Genomic DNA, 15,601 nt, shown 5'->3' on the forward strand with positions numbered 1-15,601 from the left:
TATTTTATATACAAATACTTGACATATATTGGTTTAATATGTTATAATATGTTAAATTAGAAAAATAGGGGGGGAGCTTTATAATGGCAGATGAGTCCAGAATAGTAAAAAAAGTAAAGCTCAGAACTAAAAAGAGGTTTGAGCACTGGCAGATCATTTCCATGTACCTGGTTTTGTACGATATAATAGCAAGCGCAGGCAGCTATTTTGCAGGACTTTGGCTGAGATATGACCTGAGTTTCACAAAGATACCGAGTGAACATCTAAAAGCATATGCGTATTTTATGCCGATTTACATCGTAGCGGTATTCTTTGTACACGGTTATAATAAGCTTTACAGGAGTATATGGAGATTCGCAAGCTATTCCGAACTGAAGCGTGTATCACTTGCGACTGCCGAACTTGCAGTCCTCCATACGGTGCTGATCAGTGTCATATTCGGTCGTATGCCGATATCGTACTATATCGTGGGTGCTATGCTGCAATTCTGTTTTATCATCGGCATCAGGTTCTGTTACAGATTTATCCTGCTTGAGCGCGAAAGGATCTCAGAGCGGGGTAAAGAGGGAGACAGAAGATATAAGCGTGTTATGCTGATCGGTGCTGGTAACGCAGGTCAGATGATAATGAGAGATATCGAGCAGTCTACCACACTGCATGAAAAAGTTGTATGTATCATCGATGATAACCCTAATAAATGGGACAGATACATTGACGGCGTTCAGATAGTAGGCGGACGTGATGATATACTTCTGTCGGTGCAGAAGTATAACGTTAATGCGATATATGTTGCTATTCCCAGCGCTTCAGCTGAGGACAGGCGCGATGTGCTGAACATCTGCAAGGAGACGGGCTGTGAGCTGAAAAATCTTCCCGGTATATACCAGCTTGTTACAGGCGATGTTTCTGTTGCAAAGATGAAAGACGTGGCTATTGAAGATCTGCTGGGCAGAGAACCTATCGAGATGGATATGTCTGAGGTCTATGACAGTATCCAAGGCAAGGTCGTACTCGTTACGGGCGGCGGTGGCTCCATAGGCAGTGAGCTTTGCCGTCAGGTCGCAAAGCATAATCCGAAACAGCTTATAATCTTCGATGTTTACGAAAATAACGCCTATGAGATACAGATGGAACTTCGTCGCAATATGCCCGATCTCAACCTTGTTGTGCTTATAGGTTCTGTTCGAGATAATAAGCGTATAAACGAAGTATTTGAAAAGTATCACGTTGATATAGTTTACCACGCAGCCGCACACAAGCATGTTCCCCTTATGGAGGACAGCCCCTGTGAGGCTATAAAGAACAACGCTATTGGCACATATAAGACCGCATATGCAGCAATGCGCAGCGGATGTCAGAGATTTGTTCTTATCTCCACCGATAAGGCGGTTAACCCCACAAATATCATGGGTGCCAGCAAGCGTCTGTGTGAAATGATAATCCAGACCTTTGACTATATGGTCAAAAATGGCAGATGCAGTGAATTGCCCAGACTTCACGCTCATATGACAGGGGAGGACTGGGAAGCAGATGAAGCTTTTGAAAACTTTACTCCTCATACTCAGTTCTGTGCCGTTCGTTTCGGCAACGTTCTGGGAAGTAACGGTTCGGTAATTCCGCTGTTCAAAAAGCAGATAGCCGAGGGTGGTCCTGTTACAGTTGTGGACAAGAATATCAACCGCTTCTTCATGAGTATCCCCGAGGCTGTATCCCTTGTACTGCAGGCTAGTATCCTGGGCAACGGTTCTGAGATCTATGTACTTGATATGGGCGAGCCCATCAAGATAGATACTCTCGCGCGTAACCTTATCAAGCTTTCGGGTCATAAGCCCGATGTAGATATCAAGATCATATATACAGGTCTTCGCCCCGGCGAGAAGCTTTATGAAGAAAAGCTGATGTCCGAGGAAGGTCTTAAACGTACCAAGAACCAGAAGATCCACATTGGACAACCCATACCATTTAAGTATGATAAATTCATAAGAGATATCAAGGAACTTATGGACGTTGCCTACACTGAGGACGAGTACAGTGTTTACGAAAAGGTCTGTGAAGTCGTTACTACTTTCCACCCGACCTCTGCACCTGTAAAACCCATGCTTTCTTCTTCAAATGTTAAACAGGCTGTCAATGTATGATGGAATCGGCTTGAAGAAATACACTAAAATTCTTTCGGTACTTCTGCATCATCAATGCAGAAGTACCATTTTGTCTTAAGTAATTTATTATTTAATGAAAAAGGTATTGACAAAAGGGGATATATCTGATAAAATATCCTATGCTGATATAGACATGGTGTAGGTATCATGTCATTTGGTTTGGAGGAAGTAAGATGAAAAATGAAGTTATCATGCTTCGTGAGGGCTTTTCTGCCTGCCCTGTTCCCGATGATGTAAAGGAACGTATCAAGGGCGTGACCTACAAGGAAAACAGTGAGATACATATGGATGATCTTTCGTACCTGAATATCAGGTATCTTGATTTTTCTCACAATATCGCCGAGGGTGAGATGATAGTGCATAAATCTCTGGCTAAAGAGGTTCTTGAGATATTTGAGATGCTATTTGAAGCTGAGTACGAGATCGAGAAGATACGTCTTTGCGATGAGTATGACGGCGATGACGAGCGTTCTATGGCTGATAATAATTCATCTGCATTCAATTTCAGGAATGTTGCCGGTACCCAGGAGCTTTCGCTTCACGCACTTGGCAGAGCGATAGATATAAACCCGCTGTACAATCCCTATATCGTAGGTGAAAAGATCAGCCCTGCAAATTCAGCAGAATTCGCTGACAGAAGAGCCGATTTCCCCCACAAGATCAACCATCACGATCTTGCTTTTAAGGTCTTTGCAAGCAAAGGCTGGCAATGGGGCGGTGACTGGACTAATTCCAAGGACTACCAGCATTTTTACAAGAACAAGGAGAATCTGGTAAAGTCCGCAGTTGATAAGATTAAGAAACTTGTCTCAGAATAAAACAAAACGTACCAATGTGTTATCCATTGGTACGTTTTTTCGTTATTTCAGCTTTTCCCATTCAGATTCTTTAAATCCAACAAGGACTGTGTTGTTGCTCACGAGGATAGGTCTTTTGACCAGCATACCATCAGTTGCAAGCAGATTAAGCTGTTCTTCTTCGGACATTGTGGGTAGCTTGTCTTTGAGCTCCATTGACTTGTATAGCAGTCCGCTGGTGTTAAAGAACTTTTTCAGCGGCAGACCGCTCTTTGCGTGCCAGTTTTTCAGTTCTTCATAAGTCGGATTGTTCTCCTTGATATCGCGAAGTTCATACTTCAAGCCGTTATCGTCCAGCCACTTCTGTGCTTTTTTACAGGTGGTACATTTTGGGTAGCAAATGAATTTCATGTGTTTTCCTCCTTATATGTATTGTTGTTTTTCTCATCTTTGGAAATCGTCAAACCTGAATCTGCCTTTGTATTCATGTACTTTGCAAGTTCTGAACCGATATTTTCTGACAATATCATTTTCGTAACATTCGGTATAAACGATACTACCGTCACCAAGCTTTACACCATAGATATATCTATAGCCTATAACACTTTTTCTTCTTATACTTTTGAACGGTACCTCCGAAGTGCTGATGATCTCGCCTTTTTTTATCTCGCCTTTTGAAAGCACAATATTCTTGTTGATACAGCGAATAATATATTTGACAAAATCAAAGATGATAGAAAGAACTATAAATGCGAACATGTATAGTGACGGGTTAAGGACTTTGATACTGAAAAGGTCAGAGATCGGACTTCCGTGTTGAATGCACAATATCACTCCTACAATAATAAATATCACAAGAAGTATCAGCATGGATATTATTTCAAACGGAAATTTATCTTTTTCAGGCAGAAGTTCATATCTGTCAGTCATACAGTCACTTCCTTTATATGCTTATACTTCTCGGTGTTGTTGATGTCAGATTCTATCTTAGGTATACACGGTGAAAGATTATCGTCTCTAACTTTGGAACATTTACCATGCTTGAATACAAATACCTGAAATTCATTACAAAAATTTTTGTCCTCGTCATCACGTAGATATATCACACCGTAACTTCCGTCAGCCGCTTTTGATATCTCAGTGAAAACACCTATGATCTCATCAGCCTCTGGAGTTCGGTGATTGCTGCAATGAAGCACATTAAGAAAACTCCCGCCATTTACGTAACGATGCGTAATACCACAGTCGTGGCTGTTAAGGATTTTTTTGATATTATCGTGCACGGCATTAAGTTCGCAGTCGGACATAGCGTCTTCATTCCCGTAGCATTCATGTATCGTGAGCCAACCATGTAATTCAAGCATATCTGTACCTTTTTTATACAATTAAAGCTCCGCAGGATATGCGGAGCTTTAAATTATAGTCTAAGTAAATATTAGAGCTTAGGACCAGCAGCAACCAGAGCCTTACCAGCCTCGTTGCCCTCGTACTTGGAGAAGTTCTTGATGAATCTGTTAGCCAGATCCTTTGCCTTCTCTTCCCACTCAGAAGCATTTGCATATGTATCTCTGGGATCCAGGATACCGGAGTCAACGCCGGGCAGCTCGGTAGGAACTTCAAAATCAAAGAAGGGGATCTTCTTGGTAGGAGCCTTCAGAACATCGCCGTTCAGGATAGCATCGATGATACCACGGGTATCCTTGATGGAGATTCTCTTTCCAGTGCCGTTCCAGCCTGTGTTAACCAGGTATGCCTTAGCACCGCTCTTCTCCATCTTCTTAACGAGCTCTTCAGCATACTTTGTAGGATGCAGCTCGAGGAATGCCTGACCGAAGCAAGCAGAGAATGTAGGAGTAGGCTCAGTGATACCGCGCTCAGTACCAGCCAGCTTTGCAGTGAATCCAGACAGGAAGTAGTACTTGGTCTGCTCAGCAGTCAGGATAGAAACAGGAGGCAGTACGCCGAAAGCATCAGCAGAGAGGAAGATCACGTTTTCAGCCGCAGGACCTGCGGAAACGCCGTTTACCTCGGAAGCGATGTTGTTGATGTGATCGATAGGATAAGATACACGAGTGTTCTCAGTTACGGACTTATCATCGAAGTCGATCTTGCCGTTAGCATCAACAGTTACGTTCTCCAGCAGAGCATCTCTCTTGATTGCGTTGTAGATGTCAGGCTCAGATTCCTTATCAAGGCCGATAACCTTTGCATAGCAGCCGCCCTCGAAGTTGAATACGCCGTTGTCGTCCCAACCGTGCTCATCGTCACCGATAAGTCTTCTCTTAGGATCGGTAGACAGAGTTGTCTTACCGGTACCGGAAAGACCGAAGAAGATAGCAGTGTGCTTGCCGTCCATATCGCAGTTAGCGGAGCAGTGCATGGAAGCGATGCCCTTGAGAGGCAGATAGTAGTTCATCATAGAGAACATACCCTTCTTCATCTCACCGCCGTACCATGTGTTGATGATAACCTGCTCACGGCTTGTGATGTTGAATACAACAGCTGTCTCAGAATTAAGACCCAGCTCCTTGTAGTTCTCAACCTTTGCCTTGGAAGCGTTGTATACAACGAAATCAGGCTCAAAGTTCTCGAGCTCCTCAGCTGTGGGCTTGATGAACATATTTTCGATAAAGTGTGCCTGCCATGCCACCTCAACGATGAAACGAACAGCCATTCTTGTGTCCTTGTTAGCGCCGCAGAAAGCATCAACTACGAACAGCTTCTTGTTGCAGAGCTCTTCAACAGCGATCTTCTTAACAGCCTCCCAAGTCTCCTGAGAAGCAGCGTGGTTGTCGTTCTTGTACTCGTCAGTTGTCCACCAAACGGTGTCCTTGGAGTTCTCATCCATAACGATGAACTTATCCTTAGGTGAACGACCGGTGTAGATACCTGTCATAACGTTTACAGCGCCCAGTTCGGTCTCCTGTCCAACCTCGAAACCTTCAAGACCTGCCTTGGTCTCCTCCTTGAAGAGCTCTTCATAGGAAGGGTTGCGGATGATCTCAACTGAACCGGTAATGCCATACTTTGTAAGATCAAGATTTGCCATTTTATTTTCCTCCTTAAAATAATTAACTGTATAATTGAGCACGAAAACTGTTGTATTGACAACAATATATTGTGGCACTCATTATTTCTATTATACCATATTTTCAGCCTTTGTCAAGCATTTTGAAAACATAAGACAAAAATTTAACATTATGACAATTTACCATATAAAATCAAGACCATGTTATTTGCATTTTGCAAGTATATTCCGTTGTGTATGCAAAATTTAATACTGATAAACATATAGCTATTATAAGGAAAAATGTCGAAATAAGGCTGCTATATACGATGAAAAGTTTGTTTCGCGAAACTTTTGAAACAGTACATCTTTGAATTTGTATTATATCAATCCTGCAATACCGTTATACTTTATAGGCATACCGTATCGCAAAAAATGGTATAACAGTCCTTAGGCTCCGGTTCTTCATTTTTTAGGTAAGCGAAAAAACTGTCAAGCTTTTCTGCTTGAATCGATTCTATATCTTCAGGGAGATATTTTTGTCCTTTCTCCTGATATTTTGCACATATAATACACATGGATACCGAAAGGAACGCCTGCCAGAAAGCTTCTTCAGCCTTGTTGGCAGAATTTTCCGCAAATGTGTAAAGACCATCTTCATCAGTTACGAAGCCATAAAGCTCATTTGCTGTGTATGTTTTACAGCTGAATCTTTCGATCAACGATCGGCAATAGTCTGCACGGTCTGAGCCTATGATATCTTTTTTAATTTCGGTAATTTTCAATAGGTATCCTGTCGCATATTCGATCATAATGTTTTTTTCTCACCGTCTTTGGAAATCAGCACATTCGGGAACAGCTTTTTAAGCTCTTTTTCAAAGTTCTCGGGGTGCTTTTCTGCGGGACTGTAATGTGTCAGCCATAATTCCTTGACACTAGCTTCTGAAGCCAGTCGGCAGGCATCCTGCATAAGCATATGACCTTTTTCGTTCATACTCTGCTTTTTTTCGGCATCGCCGTACATACCCTCGCAGATGAACAGGTCGGAACCCTCAGCAAAGGGGACTATCTCTTTTATGGGAAGAGTATCTGTCACGTAAGTTACCTTGACAGGTTGACGCTTTTCTCCCGTAACGTCTTCGGGCTGGATAACTCTGCCGTCATCAAGGGTTACAGCTTCACCCGAATGGAGAACTCTCCACATTTTTACAGGTATTCCCAGCTCCTGTGCTTTCTCGGGTTGGAAAACAGGTTTCTTTTCCAGCAGCAGGCTGTATCCCAGACATTTTACACTGTGCTTTAGTGGCAAAACAGATACTGTCAGCATGGGGTCAATTTTATCCGCGATGAAGCTTGATGGCGTTTTATCGGAAAGAAAATGAAGCCTGAGATCAAAGGGAAGTCTGCCGCATACAGATATCAGATTTCGTACAACCCGCTCGGCGCTCTCGGGCAAATAGATATCCAGAGGTTCTTCCCTGGAACAGTTTCCCATAGAAAGCAGCAGTCCCGGCAGACCTGTCACATGGTCGGCGTGATTGTGGGTAATAAGTATCATCTCGATGCGGCTTATCTTTATATCAGCTGCTGCCAGCGCCACCTGCATACCCTCGCCGCAGTCGATAAGTATGGCTTTGCCACTGTATTCAATAAAACACCCTGTCAGGAACCTGTTTTTCAGCGGCAGCATGCCGCCTGTTCCTGCAAGACAAATATCGGGCATTTTCATCTCCTCCTGTTCTTTACTTTATATCATACTCTGTTATTATACCATAGCCTACTTCAGAAATCAATACCGTGAAAAATATTTAGAACAAAAAGATCCCCGCAAAGTCGGGTTACTTTGCGGGTGATAGAGGAGAAAATTTATGATCTTATCATGCAATGATCAGAGATAATTTATTAGCTCGTCGATAACGCCTGCCATTCTTTCGTCAGAAAGACCGAAGTCCTTTTCCTTGTAGTTCCATGCGGCTCTGCCAATGCCATACTTTTTGAATGCTGCGTTGATCTCTTTATACCATTTAAGTATTTCCTTAGGATCAGCTCTGTCGATAACACCGTATTCGCCGCAGTACATAGCAACGTCTCTCTCTTTGCAGACGCTTATACCGTATGCGAAACGTTTTTCAAAGTAGCTGGGGTCGAAACCGCTGTCGGGAACGTCCAGATAATCCTGTATCCTTGTGAGACCTGTAGCCTTTGCAGATTCACGGTAGTCCTTGATATCACCGGGGTAGCCGATGCGGAAATCCTGAGGCATCTCATCTACCCAGTATGCACCCTGATGTGTGAACATAAATGGGTCATAGCAGTGGAAATTATAAATGATATTATCATCATAAGGCTTATCAAGATCTGCCAGAGCATCTATGGAATTGTTCCAGTAGCTGCCAAGAACTATCTTAACATCTGGAGAATCCTTGCGTATCACCTTGATAGCTTTTTCAGCGATTTTGTTCCACTTGGGGCTGAGTTCCTTGTCGTTTACTTCGTTCAGAAGTTCAAAAGCAACTCTGTCAGAAAGCTTGCCGTAGCGCTTTGAAAGTCTTTCCCACCACTTGTAGAATCTTTCCTGGAGGTCTTCGTTATCGAAAAAGCCCTCCTGACCATCGCCGGAATAGAAAGAATAACCGTAAACCTTGTGAACGTCTATCAGGACATTCAGTTTGTATTCCTTGCACCATTCCAGAGCCTTGTCAAGGTACTCAAAACCGTCGTTTTTGAGCTCTCCCTCATCGGTCTCAAATATATTGTAATCAATCGGAAGTCTCACGTGGTCGCAGCCCCAGCTTGCTATCTTTTCAATATCTTTTTTTGTGATGAATGTATCAAGATGTTCTCTGTCATAGCTGCCCTGTGAGAGCCAGCCTCCAAGGTCTACGCCCTTCTGGTATCCTTCAAATATTTTCATATAAGCCCTCCATCCTAATGTTATTTAGTTTTATCCTAATCATTTCTTAATGTTAGGATAACATATTTTCCTTTTTTATAATACCACATTTATAACATTAATGTCAATACTTTAATTGTATTGGATATATTATTTTGATAAGATTTTTATCTATCATTATATATCGATTTGAACTAATAATTTTATCGTGATTTAGTTTATTATAACAATTGACCTTGACAAATGAATCACGATTTAGTATAATGTCAATAATGAGATTTTTCATATACTATATTAAAAGGAGCTGTTTATTATGAAAGTTGATGTTGAAAAGAGTTTTGTTACTCCACTGCCTGTTTTTATTATCGCTACCTATAGTCCCGAGGGCATTCCCAATGCCATGAATGCTGCGTGGGTCGGTCAGGTTGGCAGAGATATGATATCCATAAGTCTCGGCAACCATCCCAGTACCGAAAATATCAAGCGCAACCGAGCTTTCACGGTAAGTTATGCCACTAAGAAATACACTGCTGAATGTGATTATGTGGGTATAGTCTCTTTCAATAAAGAGCCCGAGAAGCTAAAAAAGGCTGGCTTTACCGTTACACCTTCAAGAAAGGTAAATGCACCCATCATCGATCAACTTCCTGTTGCTATCGAATGTGAAGTTGTAGACATCATGCAGGAGTACGGTGAGACCAGAGTTACCGCAAAGATAGTCGGCATGGTGGCAGATGATTCCGTGCTGACCGTTGGAAAAGTCGATCTTACCAAGCTTCAGCCGATAATGTATGATTCCTCTTCCAAAACATATAGACTTATCGGTGAAAATGTGGGCGGTGCTTGGAACGCAGGCAAGAGATTCATGTAATGATCTATACCGCGGCAGATGCTTTTCTGCTGCGGTTTCATTGTTTTAAGAACTCTTTTTTCTTCTGTAAAAATATGCCGGTCAACGGTTGAATTTATTCATTTACAGTGATATAATTATAAGAAAGGCTGATATTATGAGAGAACGCATCAGGAGCTATACCGATATCGTCAGTTTCGATGATGACGGTATAACTTTTTCTTCGGGTGACAGGATAGTTTACTCCGAATGCGGGGAGGACAGCTGTGTAGCTGAGCGGGATATATGCGCTAAACCGCCTTATTTTGAGTTTTATACCTCGGACAGACACACAAAGGTCGTTTTCGACAGAACTGGTCTGCTGAGCAAAACAGTTAATGAGCGCGAGTTTTTAAAACTTCAGTCTATCATTAGTGAGGCAGGCTATAAGAGCTATGACCTCAGCTGATGACCCGAATAATCCTTAAGAAAGTGTGACATAAATGGACAAGAAATACTTACAGCTCCTGTCCAAGGAGTTCCCAAATATAGACAGTGCCGCCAGTGAGATAGTCAATCTTTCGGCTATACGCTGTCTGCCCAAAGGCACAGAATACTTTTTCAGTGATATGCATGGTGAGTACGAAGCTTTTCTGCATATGCTCAAAAGTGCTTCTGGCATGATAAAGATCAAAATAGACCTCACTCTCGGAAAAACTGTATCTTCCGCTGAAAGAGAGGCTCTTGCCGCCCTTATCTACTATCCCGACAAGGAGCAGAAGCGCCTTAAAAAAGCAGGACTTCTCACCGATGAGTGGCGCAGTCTGACTATATACCGTCTTATAATCGTGCTTGAAGCTGTTTCAGCAAAGTACACACGTTCCCGCGTGAGAAACAGTATCCCTCAGGATATGGTCTATATCCTCGATGAACTACTCAATGTCACCGATGATATTGTTAAGGATTATTACTACGACGAGATAATCACCACGATCCTTGATACAGGCATAGCCGACCATTTCATCAAGGAACTCTGCAAGGTGATACAGTCCCTTGCGATAGACAGCCTGCACATTATCGGTGATATCTTCGATAGAGGTCCACGCGCAGATATCATCGTGGATGAACTGATGAAGATGCACGATGTTGATATACAGTGGGGTAATCACGATATTTCATGGATGGGTGCGGCTTCGGGCAATAGAGCGCTGATAGCCAATGTTATCCGCATTTCCATGAGGTATAACAATTTTGATATCCTTGAAGACGGCTACGGTCTGAATCTCCGAGCCCTTGCGGTTTTTGCTGGCGAAGTCTACAAGGACGACCCCTGCACAATCTTTATGCCCCATACTCTTGATGATAATATTTATGACCCTGTGGATACCGATCTTGTTGCGAAAATGCACAAGGCGATAACAATCATACAGCTTAAGCTTGAAAGTCAGCTGATAAAACGTCACCCTGAATGGGATATGGATGACCGCGATTTGTTCAGCAATATCGACCCCGAAAACGGCACAGTTAAGCTTAACGGAAAGACCTATGAACTTCTCGACAAGAATTTCCCCACAGTCAACAAGGATGATCCTCTCGCCCTGACCGATGCGGAAAACGAGCTTATGACCGTCCTTGCGAATTCCTTTATGCACAGTGAAAAGCTCGCCGACCATATGCGTTTTCTGTATACCAACGGTTCAATGTACAACACCATCAATGGCAATCTGCTTTTCCACGGCTGTATCCCTCTTGATGATAAGGGTGAACTGCTTTCCGTAAAGATAGAGGGCGAAGAATATTCGGGCAAGGCACTTCTTGATAAGCTGGACGAAGTTGCTAACAAGGCATATTATCTTCATAGCGGTGAAGAAAAGGAGAACTCTGCCGACCTGCTGTGGTATCTGTGGTGCGGACCTCGTTCGCCCCTTTATGGCAAGGACAAGATGGCATTCTTTGAAAGATATTTCATAGACGACAAATCTCTTCACACCGAGAATTATAACCCTTATTATCAGTTCTCCGAGAACGCTGATGTCTGCATGAGAATACTTGAAATGTTCGGGATAGATCCTGAAAGGGGACATATCATCAACGGTCATGTGCCTGTGAAGATAAAGAACGGCGAAAGTCCTGTAAAGGCGGGCGGAAAGCTGTTTGTCATTGACGGCGGTATCTCAAAGGCTTATCAGAAAGCTACAGGAATCGCGGGCTACACACTTATTTGCGACAGCCACAGCCTTAATCTTGCCGAGCATAAGCCATTTATAGCAGGTGAGAGCGAACACACTCCGATTCTTCATCTTGTGGAGCGTTTCGATCATCGTGCGAACATCTGCGATACCGACAGGGGCGAGGAACTACTTGCCAAGATAAATGATCTCCGCGAACTGCTGAAAGCTTACCGCTCGGGTATCATCAAGCAGAAAAAGGATATCGACAGAAGAACATTGTGACGTATACTATTATAATATATAATAGTATATTGCTATAAATATGTGGTGCAATATGACAAAGAAGAAAAAAATAACTATCATTATTTCGGCTTTACTGGTGGTATGTGTGTTTACGGTATTTTTTGTTCTAACAAGAAATGTATACTGGCATAACAAGTATTTTAATAAAGATCTCCCCAATAAGACCGACGCAGAATATCTGGGTGTCTGGGACACAAGATTTCTGATAGATTTTAATAATGAAGAGATCAGAAATCTCGGGATAGAGATAATTAATGAATCATTCAGGCTCAATGGAGAAATCAGCGATGAACTTAAAGATATAATTCCCGCTCAGATCTTTGAATATATAAATCCACGTGATTTTTTATCAAACGAAGAGTACGAGATGACCGATGAAGATTTTGATCTTGAAGAAACTGCTGTTTTGAGATTTAAGAATAAAGCAATTTTCTTCTACGGATATAGCTATAAAGCAAATTATATCAAAGATGGTAAAATGCAAAACTGTGGAAAAGGATATGAAGGTGTTCCTGACAGGTTGTATATGGAATACATAAATGATCAATGGACAGTAGTATCTTCATATTCGGTAGCGTAGCCTATCTGCGCTTCTGCTGATATAATTTATAGTGGTATGATTTTATGACCGACTTCGTAACTTGCGGGGTCGGTTTTACGTTTTGTGTTGAATTTTGTAAAAAAATATGTTATAATATGTTTCGGCGGAATTGTCATAAAAAGGCATTGATCGCATATTTTCAGAATAAGGCGGGGAGGTCTTAAAATGGAAGAGCTGATAAAGCAGTTTCTTGAAGACGAGGTCACCGATCTGACCTATAACGAATTGTGGCATTTTGTCAAGTCGAATGCTATACTTCAAGGTTCATTCGAGGGTCAGAACCATATAGTGATGAAGATATCCTCGGGTCAGTTTATAATATACCGCGTGAATATCGGTGTGGAAAATACAAAGTATCAGCCTGCGGTCATGGTGGCTAGGAATTATCTGCTGAAAAAGATAAACAGCCGAGCTTATGAACTGAAACTGCCTGATATCCAGAATGTTTTTGATTAGGAGAATGAATAATGAGTATACCACTGGCGGAACGGATAAGACCCAAAACGCTTGATGAAATAGTTGGTCAGTCCCATCTTATGGGGGAGGGCAAGCCGCTGAGACGTATAATAGAAAGCGGTACTATACCAAATCTGATATTCTATGGTCCTTCCGGTGTCGGCAAGACCACGATAGCGAGATTTATAGCTGAAAATGCCAATATGACCATGTACAAGCTCAACGGCACATCTGCATCTGTGGCTGATATCAAGCAGATAATCGCAGAGACAGAGATGATCGGCGGAATGAACGGTATTCTGCTGTACCTTGACGAGATACAGTATCTGAATAAAAAGCAGCAGCAGTCTCTGCTTGAATATATCGAGAACGGCAAGATAACGCTGATATCTTCGACTACGGAAAATCCATATTTTTATGTATATAATGCCATAATCAGCCGTTCGACTGTGTTCGAGTTCAAGCCCGTTACACCTGAGCAGATAAGCCCTGCCATAAAGCGGGCTTTTGACCTTATGGCGCAGGATATGGGCACTGAGGTCATTATTGAAGATGGTGTCATCGAGCATATCTCGCGAGGCTGCGGCGGCGATGTGAGAAAGTCCATAAACACAGTGGAACTTTGTGTACTTTCGGCTGAAAACGGTTCAAAAGGTGAGCTTCTTGTAAAAATGGATACAGTCCGCGAGCTTACCCAGCGAAGCAATATGCGTTACGACAGGGAAGGCGACGAGCATTACGATATCCTTTCGGCTTTACAGAAATCTATACGCGGTTCTGATGAGAATGCCGCGATACACTATGCCGCAAGGCTTATTGAAGCGGGAGATATCATATCGCTCTGCCGAAGATTGCTTGTTATAGCCAGCGAGGATGTTGGTCTTGCATACCCTATGGCGGCGGTTATAACAAAATCATGCGTAGATTCGGCTCTTCAGCTTGGATTGCCCGAGGCACGTATACCTCTTGCCGAAGCTGTTATAATGCTTGCGACTTCTCCCAAATCAAACAGCGCTTACATGGCTATCAATACCGCACTTGAAGATGTAAAAAACAGCGGTCCGCTTGATTTTCCGCGTCACCTGCAAAACAAGCATTTTGACGGCGCAGAAGTAAAGGTGAAAGGACAGCACTATCTCTACCCACATGATTATCCCGACCACTGGGTAAAACAGCAGTATCTCCCCGATGCGCTTAAAGACCGTGTGTACTACAATTACGGCGAAAATAAGGCAGAGCAGGCAGCTAAGCTGTACTGGCAGAAGATCAAGGAGAAATAATGAAATCGAAAAAGAATAAAAAGAATAATCTGCTCATGATGGTAATAGGCGCACTGATTGGTGCGGCTGCGGGTATTATCATGTCATCGGGCGGCGGCAAAAAGCCTGGTGGACGCTATATGCTGTTATTTGTAGCTGCCCTCATCGTATGGTATTTTATCAGTATAATTATCCATGAGAGCGGACATCTTGTGATGGGGCTGTTGACAGGCTACAAATTTGTATCTTTCAGAATTGGGAGTTTTACCATTTTAAGGCAGAACGGAAAGTTTGTTGTAAGAAAATATTCGATCCCAGGAACAGCTGGACAGTGCCTGCTTACACATGATATGGTGGAAAAAGATGAGGACATACCTTACTTTTGGTATCACGCAGGTGGAGGCCTCTTTAATCTTATCACTGCGGGACTATACAGTTTGATTTTTCTGAACACTACAAGTATGATACTTTATACCATCTTCAAAGGGGCAGCAGTAATATCAATATTTCTTGGAGTTTTGAATCTGATACCTCTGAAAGCTGTTGGACTTCCAAACGATGGCTCGCATATCATGGAACAGATACGTTCTCTGACGGCTCGCAGATTAACGCTGAATGCTCTTATCATTAACGGAAGACAATATCAAGGTGAAACACTTGACTCTATGCCCGATAGCTTGTTTGATGGCGACGATCCAAACGGATCAATCATAGCTTCGAGTATCGAAGCTATAAACGGTACAAGGGATTTGGAACGAAGAGAATTTGAGTCTGCTAAATCCCGATTCAAGGCGATCTTAGATAATGAAAAGACGGTAAATCTCATAAGGCTTGAGAGCTCCTGTGAACTGCTATGCTGTCTGATACTTACAGGTGCTTCCCCTAAGGAGATAGATGGACTCTATGATGATGAACTAAAAAAATACATCACTGTTTCTGGTAAGACGATGATAGGCAGACACCGTCTTATGTACGTATACTATTATATATATAAGAAGGATAAGATCAACGCTGACAAGGAATACAACTTGGCAGCTACAATGAGCGAGGATTATTTGAATCCCGGTGAAGCAAAAGCCGAAATGGCTCTGATGGAGTATATCAAGGAAAATTACTGACATTACTA

16 protein-coding genes are annotated in these 15,601 nt (G+C 42.5%); 9 read left to right on the forward strand and 7 right to left on the reverse strand.

Annotated elements, in window-relative coordinates:
* Window positions 1–83: 83 nt before the first annotated feature.
* Together BMY75_RS00180 and BMY75_RS00185 are read left to right on the forward strand one after the other, a co-directional pair.
* Entirely contained in the window at window positions 84–2,138 is a 2,055-nt protein-coding gene (locus BMY75_RS00180) for a polysaccharide biosynthesis protein (protein ID WP_074827885.1), read from the forward strand.
* Between the two features lie 194 nt (window positions 2,139–2,332).
* The gene (locus tag BMY75_RS00185) at window positions 2,333–2,977 is read left to right on the forward strand and encodes a M15 family metallopeptidase (RefSeq protein WP_074827888.1); all 645 of its coding nucleotides are present in this window, start codon (window positions 2,333–2,335) and stop codon (window positions 2,975–2,977) included.
* 42 nt (window positions 2,978–3,019) lie between these two features.
* Here BMY75_RS00185 and BMY75_RS00190 read toward each other — a convergent pair whose 3' ends face one another.
* From BMY75_RS00190 to BMY75_RS00220, 7 genes are all read right to left on the reverse strand, one after another.
* Complete coding sequence (locus BMY75_RS00190) at window positions 3,020–3,367, reverse strand: arsenate reductase family protein (RefSeq protein ID WP_074827892.1); 348 nt, start codon at window positions 3,365–3,367, stop codon at window positions 3,020–3,022.
* Between the two features lie 33 nt (window positions 3,368–3,400).
* Window positions 3,401–3,886, reverse strand: a complete 486-nt coding sequence (locus tag BMY75_RS00195) for a hypothetical protein (protein ID WP_074827895.1) — start codon at window positions 3,884–3,886, stop codon at window positions 3,401–3,403.
* A complete protein-coding gene (locus tag BMY75_RS00200) occupies window positions 3,883–4,320 on the reverse strand; it encodes an Imm7 family immunity protein (RefSeq protein WP_074828948.1) in 438 nt (145 codons plus the stop codon). Before BMY75_RS00200 ends, BMY75_RS00195 begins: the two co-directional genes overlap by 4 nt.
* Window positions 4,321–4,391: 71 nt before the next feature.
* Window positions 4,392–6,005 carry a phosphoenolpyruvate carboxykinase (ATP) gene (gene pckA, locus BMY75_RS00205; protein ID WP_074827897.1) on the reverse strand — a complete coding sequence of 538 codons (1,614 nt, stop codon included), beginning with the start codon at window positions 6,003–6,005 and terminating at the stop codon, window positions 4,392–4,394.
* A gap of 368 nt (window positions 6,006–6,373) precedes the next feature.
* Complete coding sequence (locus BMY75_RS00210; RefSeq protein WP_170844223.1) at window positions 6,374–6,748, reverse strand: Imm6 family immunity protein; 375 nt, start codon at window positions 6,746–6,748, stop codon at window positions 6,374–6,376.
* A 23-nt stretch (window positions 6,749–6,771) separates the two neighbouring features.
* The gene (locus tag BMY75_RS00215) at window positions 6,772–7,686 is read right to left on the reverse strand and encodes a ribonuclease Z (protein ID WP_074827903.1); all 915 of its coding nucleotides are present in this window, start codon (window positions 7,684–7,686) and stop codon (window positions 6,772–6,774) included.
* A gap of 165 nt (window positions 7,687–7,851) precedes the next feature.
* Window positions 7,852–8,877 carry a glycoside hydrolase family 5 protein gene (locus BMY75_RS00220; RefSeq protein ID WP_074827907.1) on the reverse strand — a complete coding sequence of 342 codons (1,026 nt, stop codon included), beginning with the start codon at window positions 8,875–8,877 and terminating at the stop codon, window positions 7,852–7,854.
* A gap of 292 nt (window positions 8,878–9,169) precedes the next feature.
* Here BMY75_RS00220 and BMY75_RS00225 point away from each other — a divergent pair, with 292 nt between their 5' ends.
* The 7 genes from BMY75_RS00225 to BMY75_RS00255 all read left to right on the forward strand — a co-directional run bounded on the left by BMY75_RS00225 (window position 9,170) and on the right by BMY75_RS00255 (window position 15,593).
* A complete protein-coding gene (locus BMY75_RS00225) occupies window positions 9,170–9,727 on the forward strand; it encodes a flavin reductase family protein (RefSeq protein ID WP_074827910.1) in 558 nt (185 codons plus the stop codon).
* Window positions 9,728–9,863: 136 nt separating this feature from the next.
* Entirely contained in the window at window positions 9,864–10,154 is a 291-nt protein-coding gene (locus tag BMY75_RS00230) for a hypothetical protein (protein WP_074827913.1), read from the forward strand.
* Between the two features lie 34 nt (window positions 10,155–10,188).
* Window positions 10,189–12,138 (forward strand): fructose-1,6-bisphosphatase, encoded by a 1,950-nt coding sequence (locus BMY75_RS00235; protein WP_074827916.1) that lies wholly within the window; start codon window positions 10,189–10,191, stop codon window positions 12,136–12,138.
* Between the two features lie 52 nt (window positions 12,139–12,190).
* On the forward strand, window positions 12,191–12,739 hold the full coding sequence (locus BMY75_RS00240) for a hypothetical protein (protein WP_074827920.1): 549 nt from the start codon (window positions 12,191–12,193) through the stop codon (window positions 12,737–12,739).
* Window positions 12,740–12,925: 186 nt separating this feature from the next.
* Window positions 12,926–13,216, forward strand: a complete 291-nt coding sequence (locus BMY75_RS00245) for a hypothetical protein (RefSeq protein ID WP_074827923.1) — start codon at window positions 12,926–12,928, stop codon at window positions 13,214–13,216.
* A gap of 11 nt (window positions 13,217–13,227) precedes the next feature.
* Window positions 13,228–14,496, forward strand: a complete 1,269-nt coding sequence (locus BMY75_RS00250; RefSeq protein WP_170844224.1) for a replication-associated recombination protein A — start codon at window positions 13,228–13,230, stop codon at window positions 14,494–14,496.
* Window positions 14,496–15,593 (forward strand): zinc metalloprotease, encoded by a 1,098-nt coding sequence (locus tag BMY75_RS00255; RefSeq protein WP_074827925.1) that lies wholly within the window; start codon window positions 14,496–14,498, stop codon window positions 15,591–15,593. Before BMY75_RS00250 ends, BMY75_RS00255 begins: the two co-directional genes overlap by 1 nt.
* The last annotated feature ends 8 nt before the right edge of the window (window positions 15,594–15,601 follow it).

The organism is Hominimerdicola alba, from assembly GCF_900109655.1.
Taxonomy (GTDB): Bacteria; Bacillota; Clostridia; order Oscillospirales; family Ruminococcaceae; genus Hominimerdicola; species Hominimerdicola alba_B.